We start from the raw sequence: 7,349 nt of genomic DNA, 5'->3' as shown, positions 1-7,349 counted from the left end.
CTCCTGCGATTTCTAGCTGAATGTTGAATTTGAATTGAGAATTGAGGGATGGAAGGAGATCCACTCTTCTTCTATCCCGCATTGGACTTGTGGCTCTCGCCAGCTTGAACTTGCATCCAGCCGAACAAAGTTGCGATTGTCAGTTGGATCCCTTGGGCAAACGCAGGAGTGGGGATCACCTCTTGGGGATCCTCATGCACCGTCGGCTGCTGCCCGGCAGGGTAGGCGAAAACAACCCTTTCTTCGGGATCCACCACCCACCCCATTTGGCAGCCGTGATCCAGGCCGATCAAGATTTTTTTGACCAGCTTCATTGGATTTTGATCGGGAGAGAGAATCTCGATCATCCAATCCGGGCAAAAGGGGATGAGATTTTGAATGGTGCCATCTTCATCCACAGGGATCCGATCCCAGGGGATCACAGAAATATCGGGCACAATCGCGTATCCGGCGAAGGTGCAGCGCAGCTCTGGAAATGCCATTCCCAGTTGAGAAGGCTCCAACATCTCGTTAATGAAGCTACCCAGTTTTAGTTGGAGACGGCTATGTTTTCCCTGTGGTATGGGCTTCTGGATAATTTCTCCTTTGATGAACTCGCTGGCGGGCTGAGTTTCCGGCTGTTGTAGAAAGTCTTCCAGAGTTAGAGGCTTGGCAGATAGACTGACCATGGCTTTCTCCCATCACGCTGCTATCCGATTAACAATAGACTGAGAAAGTATCAAAGCTGATCAAATCAAAACAGATCCCTGTCACGTTGTTGCCAAGTCATTTGGCGGTCATAAGGGCTTTTGCCGGAAAACAACCCCATCAGCGGCCCCAAAATGGCCCCAAACACAAAACCGCCCGCATGGGCCCAGTAAGCAATTCCCCCACCCTGCATACCGATATTGGTAGGCGTCTGTAGGCTGGCAATGCCGTAGAAAGCTTGCTGGATGAACCAAAAGCCCAGGAACACCCAAGCCGGAACGTAGAGGGTTGTGATGAAAATACCCAAGGGCACCAAGGTTAGGATCTCGGCCCGTGGAAAGCGCAAAATATACGCTCCCAATACGCCGGCAATAGCGCCGCTTGCCCCCAGTGAAGGAATGGGGGATCCCATATCGAAAAACCACTGCGTTAGCGCAGCCAAAGCTCCGCAAGCCAGGTAAAAGATGAGGTAGCGCACATGGCCCAAGCGATCCTCAACGTTGTTGCCGAAAACCCACAAAAAAAGCATGTTCCCGCCAATGTGGAGAAAGCCCCCATGCAGAAATTGTGAGGTGAATAGGGTTACCCATTCTGGACGCGACGAAGAGGTGAGCTCCCCTCGAAAACTGGCCGTCAACTCTATCGGTACCACTGCCCACTCTCGGAAAAAAGCTGCCAGCTCTTGTGGCGACAGGGTTAGCTGGTACAGAAAAATTAAGATGTTAACGATCACCAAGGCATAAGTGACATAGGCTGTGCGGGTGGTTGGGTTGCGATCTTGCAGGGGTACCACAGTTCAGATCCGGTTGACGTCACCCTCTAGCCTAACCTGTCCTTTCCCACCCCCCCAGGCTCACCTCTAAGCCCCTACCTGAGGCTACACTAGGGTAACCTGCTGGGAGCTTTGCTGGTGAACCTATTTCAGTTTTCAGTCAAGCCCGCCCGGCAGAGGATAAACTGCAAGGCTGGACTAGAGGAGTGGATTGATGTCCGAGGTTGAAAGCCCCACTGCCCCGCTCAAGTTTTTGATCGTCGAAGATCATCCAGAGGTGGCTCAAAACAACTGTGAGTGGCTGCAACGCATTGCAGCAGATGCTCAATGTATTACGGTCACCAATCCCATGGACGCCATCCTGCGCCTGCAGCGGGAACAACCAGACTTGGTTGTAGCCGATCTGCTCTATGGTCAAACCAGCGGAGAGCAGTCTGCCGAGCCTGGCCTAGAGTTCCTGCGCCATATCTTTGAGAACTACCCCACCTTGAATGTGATGGCCTATTCCAGCGAGCCGCTGCTGCTCACTCCATTGGTGGGCCTGATCAGCAAACACCAGGGTGGGTTTGCCGCGGTCAACAAAATGGAACGGCGCACCGTGTTTTTGGAGGGGGCCAAAAGTGCCCTCAATGGAGAATTGCGCATGCCGCGGGAGTTGCGCGGTCTTACGAAGCTGACGGAACGAGAAATTGAGGTCTTGAACTTGCTCTGCAAAGAAGCCCTCACCGATCAGGCCATCGCAGATCGCATTCACACCAGCAAGAAGACCGTACAAAACTGTATCCAGAGGCTCAAAGAAAAGTTGGATATTTTCGGCTCTGAGGATGAGATCAATGCTCGCGTTGCCATGTGTATGACAGCCGTTCAGAAAAAGATTATCCAGTGGTGAAACAGAATAGATTATGAGTTTGTCTCTAAACACTACTTTGGCATAGATTGCCAATGGAGCTTATCCAAGAAGTGAGGGGGGATAAGTGATGTTATTAGAGGCCGAGACAAAGCTGGTACGGGATAAGTCACTGGGATACCTCGTAACAACAGAAGAAACGCCAATCGAGAAATGGAGCCCTTTTACTTTGCTGATGCGTGTTGTGTCGGTATCTTTATCTACATTGCTACTTATTGGACTTCCTATCTTCGCAGTTCTATCGGCAATACTTTCTGCCTTAGGGACATGGATCCCTAGCACTTTGGCCAGTGGCATACCTCCTATTGCTATGGCTTTTTCTGGATTGTTGGGTGGTTTATCGATGCTTCTTTGGTACTATTGGTACTCAAATCAACCCTATAAATCTAGGGTTGTTATTTTGAGCAATGGCTTCATTTATCATGACATCTATCGTGACATCCTAGGAAAGCAGAACAGACTTGCCTATAGGTATAACGAAATTGTCTCCGTGAACGTGGACTTCAGTAAGAAGAGTGTCGGTTTTGTCAAATCAGAATGCTACCCATACTACAGCTACTACATCAATTGCCAAGGAAATCCTGTCGTATCTATATCTTCCCCGTCTTTGCCTTTGATGAGGTATGTAGCCAGCTACATTTGCTCCACGCGCTGGAAAGGCATGAGAGAAGCAATTGAGCGTGGACAAGAGGTTTCATTTGGATGCGTTGCCATAAGTAGGGAGTACGTTAGAGTCAAGGATTTCGGTTCTTCAGAGCGATTGTTATTTAGGATCCAGGCTATCAAAGAGATTAAGCTGTGCATTGATAGTGAGGATGGTTACGTATTCCGCCTGGAGTTTATCTCAGGGTCTAGGTCAACAAAGAGCTCTGATTGTTACTTCCGCTGTGACAAGGTAGATAACTTCCATCTATTTTTCAAGACACTCAAGCTTGTGGGTATCCCTATGAACCTTTCTGAGCTTCCAGCACGTCTCACCTTTGAGAATCATATTAGACAGGCAACAGATGGCTAGACACCAACCGAATGGAGGAGGCACCGATCTTTGGGTACAGCCTTTCCAGGAGATAAGCAAGGTAGTACTGCACGGCAAAGACAAAGAGCACGCATGAGGAAAAAGCAGGCTTCCATAGCTTCCGCCTTTATTTCCTCGAGACGACTGGGCGCCGGACAGCTTTCAACTTGGATCAGTGGATCCCCAGTGCAGAGGCAAACACACTGTGGCCCACAATGGCCTCTACCACAACACTTATGGCAAACCCCAACATGGCCAGCCGTCCGTTCCATCGCTCGGCCTTCTCCGTCCAGCCAATCTCCCACTCCGGCGGGGTATCGCCGTCTTGACCGTACTGCGGCACGTACCGCGGGCGACCGGCGCCTTCCCAGCCAGCAGGGCGCTTGGAGTTGAAGAAAGCCATCGAGCCAATCACAACAGCAGCCACCAGCCCGGCCACCATGACGGCAATGTAGGGGAGGAAGGGATTGTCAAGCATCATCGGACTGTCGAGAGGGATGAAGGGTGAAAAAGCTCCCAAAAAGGGTAGAGCTGTAACATCTCAAAGCCGAAGAGAAAGTCTGTGAGATGTCCAATGTGGCTCTACCGAAAAGTTCTTCGACAAATTATTGCAGGTTATTGCAGACCTAGCCACTGGGCGAGAGTGCTGGCAAAAACACTGTGGCCCAGCACCGCTTCTGTAGCAATGCTGATCACCAAGCCCAACATGGCCAAGCGTCCATTCCAACGCTCCGCTTGCTCTGTCCAGCCTGGGATCCAGTCGTTGGTGGTGTCGTAGTACTGGGCAACAGAAGCGGAGTCCAGACGAGAAGGGATTCTGGGAGACGATTGCATTGCTAATACCTCGTATTGGTTGCTGTAACCAAACTTAACACAAAGTTACATTTTGTGACAAGCTTCGCTTTCAGGTCAGGGAGGAAGGGATCCCTGGATGCTGGAAGGGATTGGGCGGATGGGTTTGCCGAAGGCTGGCCGGAAGCGATGTCATACTGAGGGAAGCAGGCTTTTTGCGCAGACCATGGCGGTATCCCCCCTTTCTTCTCTCAAGCTTGACCATTCTTTCGATCTGGCTGCCCAGGTGCGGTCAGATTTTCCGATTTTGCAGCGCCAGGTCAACGGCCACCCGCTAATCTACTTTGACAATGCCGCCACTTCTCAAAAGCCACTGGCGGTTATGCAGGCGATGGATCATTACTATCGACACTGCAACGCCAACGTGCATCGTGGGGTCCATACGCTGAGCAACGAAGCCACAGATGCCTATGAGGGGGCGCGGGAAAAGATCGCTCGGTTTGTGAACGCGCCTTCTCCTCAGGAGATCATCTACACCCGCAATGCCAGCGAAGCCATCAATCTGGTGGCCTACAGTTGGGGCTTGAGCCATCTGGAGCGGGGGGATGAGATCGTCCTCTCGGTGATGGAGCACCACAGCAACCTAATCCCGTGGCAATGGGTGGCCCAGAAGACGGGAGCCCACCTCAAGTTCATCCAGATCACGCCAGAGGGAGAGTTGGATCTGGAGCACTACCAATCTTTGCTCAGCGACCGCACCCGCTTGGTGGCGGTAACCCAGGTCTCCAACATGCTGGGATCCATCAACCCCGTTCAGGAGATTACTGAACTGGCCCATCGTTACGGAGCCAAGGTTCTGCTGGATGCTTGCCAGAGTGTGCCCCACATGCCTGTGGATGTCCAGGCGCTGGATTGCGATTGGCTGGCCTTTTCGGGGCACAAGATGTGTGGCCCAACGGGGATCGGCGTCCTCTACGGCAGGCGGGAGCTGCTGCGAGCGATGCCTCCCTTTTTGGGCGGGGGAGAGATGATCGCCGATGTGTACTGGGATCACGCCACCTATGCGGATATCCCCCACAAATTTGAAGCCGGTACGCCGGCGATTGCCCAGGCGGTGGGGCTGGGGGCAGCCGTAGATTACTTGAGCCAGATCGGTCTGGAGCGGGTTCATGCCCATGAACAAAGGTTGATTGCCCACCTGTTGGACGGGATCCAGCGCATAGCGGGTATTAGGGTTTATGGCCCCAAGGATCCGGCGCGACGGGCAGGGCTGGTCAGCTTTTCGGTGGAGGCCGTCCATCCTCACGACCTGTCTACTTTGCTGGATGAGCAAGGCATTGCCGTTCGAGCGGGGCACCACTGCACTCAACCCCTCCATCGCTATTTGGGAGTACAATCCACTGCCCGAGCCAGTGTTTACCTGTACAACACGTTGGCGGAGGTGGATCGCTTTTTAGACGTGTTGGCAGAAGCGGTGGAGTTCTTCGGCGCTGCCCTAAGCTAGGGATCCGGGATAGACCTCTGAAGAGATGAGGTAGACTCATGCCTTGGGATCTGGGGCGGTTCTGGAACACGCTCACCTACTATGAGGCCCTGCCTTGGGCTGAGGTGTGGCGTTGGGTTCAGAATGGGTTCCAGGCCGTGGAGGATGATTTTGTGCCACCTTCTCTTTCCGAGCCGGTCGCTATCCAGATAGGGGTGGTGGGGGAAGGTTTGCCTGACGGGTTGGCGGAGGCCCTGCGGCAGCAGGGCGTGGAGGTGAGCCAGACACCAGATTGGGCGACAGCAACCGTGATCCTAGGTTTGGGGGATCCACCAACGGCCAAGGCTTATCTGGAGCAATTGCGCAGCAGTGGGCAAACGGAGCGGATGCTGTTCGACTTTCGCCGGCCCAACCCGGATTTGCATCGGTTTTGGGGCATTTTGGACGATGTGGTGATGGGCGGGGCGAGCCAAAGCCAACTGCTCTGGGGAAAGGAGGAGCTGCTGTTCGCAGGCCAGGTTTCCACGGCCAACTTTGGGGGGTTTGTTTCCACGCGCACCCGCAATTGGCAGCCGCCGCTGGACTTGTCGGGGTTTGCCGGTCTGGAGCTGCGCTTGCGAGGGGATGGGCAGCGGTATAAGGTCTTACTGCGGGATCAAGGCGGCTGGGACAGCCCCGCCTACGGCTATGCGTTCGACACTGCGCCGGGAGAAGAGCAGACCGTTCAGATCCCCTTTGCGGAGATGGTTGCCACGTTCCGCGCCCGCCTTGTGCCTTCGGCTCCTGCGCTCAATACTCGCCAGATCTGCTCTCTGCAGGTGATGTTGAGCAAGTTTGAGGCGGATGGCCGCTTGAACCCCCGTTTCCGACCGGGGCCTTTTCAACTGGGCTTGCGCTGGATTGGGCTGTATCGTCGGGAGCCTCTGCCGCAATTGATCGGGGTGGCGCGGGGATCCCTTGCCCCGGAGTGGATAGCTGCCCTGCAGGGTAGCTCCAGCCGTTGGTGTGGGGTGGAGATTCCGGTAGAGACAGAGGGATCCGCTCTGGCAGCCCAGTTGCTGCGGCTGATGCGGTCGCCTCAAAATGTGGGCCGGGTGGTGTCTTCAGAAGCTTTCCATGCCTAGCTTTCTGGGCCGCCTCAAGGGATCCCTGGGGATGGGGCTTTTGGCCGGCCTGTGGCTGTGGGTAGGTCAGGGGATCCCCTACCTGTTCGACTGGGATGAGCTGATCTACGCCAGCTTGGCGCGGCAGATGCTGGTCAGCGGGGATCCTTTCTCGTTGGCGATCAACGGGGAGCCTTTTTTCGAGAAGCCCCCTCTCTTTTTTTGGCTGCAGGCCCTGTCCATGGCTGTTTTAGGGATGAACGAAGGGGCAGCGCGCTTGCCCAATGCCTGGGTGGGCGGGATCACAGTGGCGCTATTGGTGGGGTGGGGATCCTGTCTGGGCGGGATGGGGTTCGGCTGCCTATGGGGGATCTTGCTGCTGACAGGCTACCTGCCCTTGTTTTTTTACAAAACCGGCCTCATCGACCCGCTACTCAACCTGGGCATGGGTGTGGGGCTGGGATCCCTTTGGGCCGCCGAGGAGGCCTGGCGGGCCGGGTACTCTGGACGCAGGTGGAGAGCGGTGGGGGCGCTGGCCCTGGGCTTGGCAGTGTTGGCCAAAGGGCCGGTGGGGCTGGTGTTGCCCCTGG

9 protein-coding genes are annotated in these 7,349 nt (G+C 54.7%); 5 read left to right on the top strand and 4 right to left on the bottom strand.

From position 1 onward, the window contains the following. Nucleotides 1–71: 71 nt before the first annotated feature. Together NW819_RS01170 and NW819_RS01165 are read right to left on the bottom strand one after the other, a co-directional pair. Nucleotides 72–668 carry a Uma2 family endonuclease gene (locus NW819_RS01170; RefSeq protein ID WP_414412639.1) on the bottom strand — a complete coding sequence of 199 codons (597 nt, stop codon included), beginning with the start codon at nucleotides 666–668 and terminating at the stop codon, nucleotides 72–74. A gap of 65 nt (nucleotides 669–733) precedes the next feature. After that, nucleotides 734–1,480 (bottom strand): rhomboid family intramembrane serine protease, encoded by a 747-nt coding sequence (locus tag NW819_RS01165; protein ID WP_414412638.1) that lies wholly within the window; start codon nucleotides 1,478–1,480, stop codon nucleotides 734–736. A gap of 193 nt (nucleotides 1,481–1,673) precedes the next feature. Between NW819_RS01165 and NW819_RS01160 the strand changes: the two genes are divergently transcribed. Both NW819_RS01160 and NW819_RS01155 read left to right on the top strand, forming a co-directional pair. Further along, nucleotides 1,674–2,348 carry a response regulator transcription factor gene (locus tag NW819_RS01160; protein ID WP_011433588.1) on the top strand — a complete coding sequence of 225 codons (675 nt, stop codon included), beginning with the start codon at nucleotides 1,674–1,676 and terminating at the stop codon, nucleotides 2,346–2,348. 88 nt (nucleotides 2,349–2,436) lie between these two features. Continuing rightward, nucleotides 2,437–3,381 carry a hypothetical protein gene (locus NW819_RS01155; protein WP_414351995.1) on the top strand — a complete coding sequence of 315 codons (945 nt, stop codon included), beginning with the start codon at nucleotides 2,437–2,439 and terminating at the stop codon, nucleotides 3,379–3,381. 172 nt (nucleotides 3,382–3,553) lie between these two features. On the opposite strand, the gene psb35 is transcribed toward NW819_RS01155, so the two are convergent. Both psb35 and NW819_RS01145 read right to left on the bottom strand, forming a co-directional pair. After that, nucleotides 3,554–3,862 carry a photosystem II assembly protein Psb35 gene (gene psb35 / locus NW819_RS01150; RefSeq protein WP_414331646.1) on the bottom strand — a complete coding sequence of 103 codons (309 nt, stop codon included), beginning with the start codon at nucleotides 3,860–3,862 and terminating at the stop codon, nucleotides 3,554–3,556. Between the two features lie 134 nt (nucleotides 3,863–3,996). Beyond that, nucleotides 3,997–4,215 carry a hypothetical protein gene (locus NW819_RS01145; protein WP_011433585.1) on the bottom strand — a complete coding sequence of 73 codons (219 nt, stop codon included), beginning with the start codon at nucleotides 4,213–4,215 and terminating at the stop codon, nucleotides 3,997–3,999. A 184-nt stretch (nucleotides 4,216–4,399) separates the two neighbouring features. Between NW819_RS01145 and NW819_RS01140 the strand changes: the two genes are divergently transcribed. From NW819_RS01140 to NW819_RS01130, 3 genes are all read left to right on the top strand, one after another. Beyond that, nucleotides 4,400–5,677, top strand: coding sequence for a cysteine desulfurase (locus NW819_RS01140; RefSeq protein ID WP_414412637.1), 1,278 nt, complete (start codon nucleotides 4,400–4,402; stop codon nucleotides 5,675–5,677). Nucleotides 5,678–5,715: 38 nt separating this feature from the next. Beyond that, entirely contained in the window at nucleotides 5,716–6,780 is a 1,065-nt protein-coding gene (locus tag NW819_RS01135; protein ID WP_414412636.1) for a CIA30 family protein, read from the top strand. Then, nucleotides 6,773–7,349, top strand: a 577-nt coding sequence (locus NW819_RS01130) for an ArnT family glycosyltransferase (RefSeq protein WP_414412635.1), incomplete at its 3' end; no start/stop codon positions are given. The genes NW819_RS01135 and NW819_RS01130, both read left to right, overlap by 8 nt.

Origin of the sequence: Synechococcus sp. R8-2 (assembly GCF_047461715.1) — a bacterium.
Lineage (GTDB): Bacteria > Cyanobacteriota > Cyanobacteriia > Thermostichales > Thermostichaceae > Thermostichus.
The sequence above is the reverse complement of the archived record's forward strand: the minus strand, read 5'-3'. Positions and strand labels throughout refer to the sequence as shown.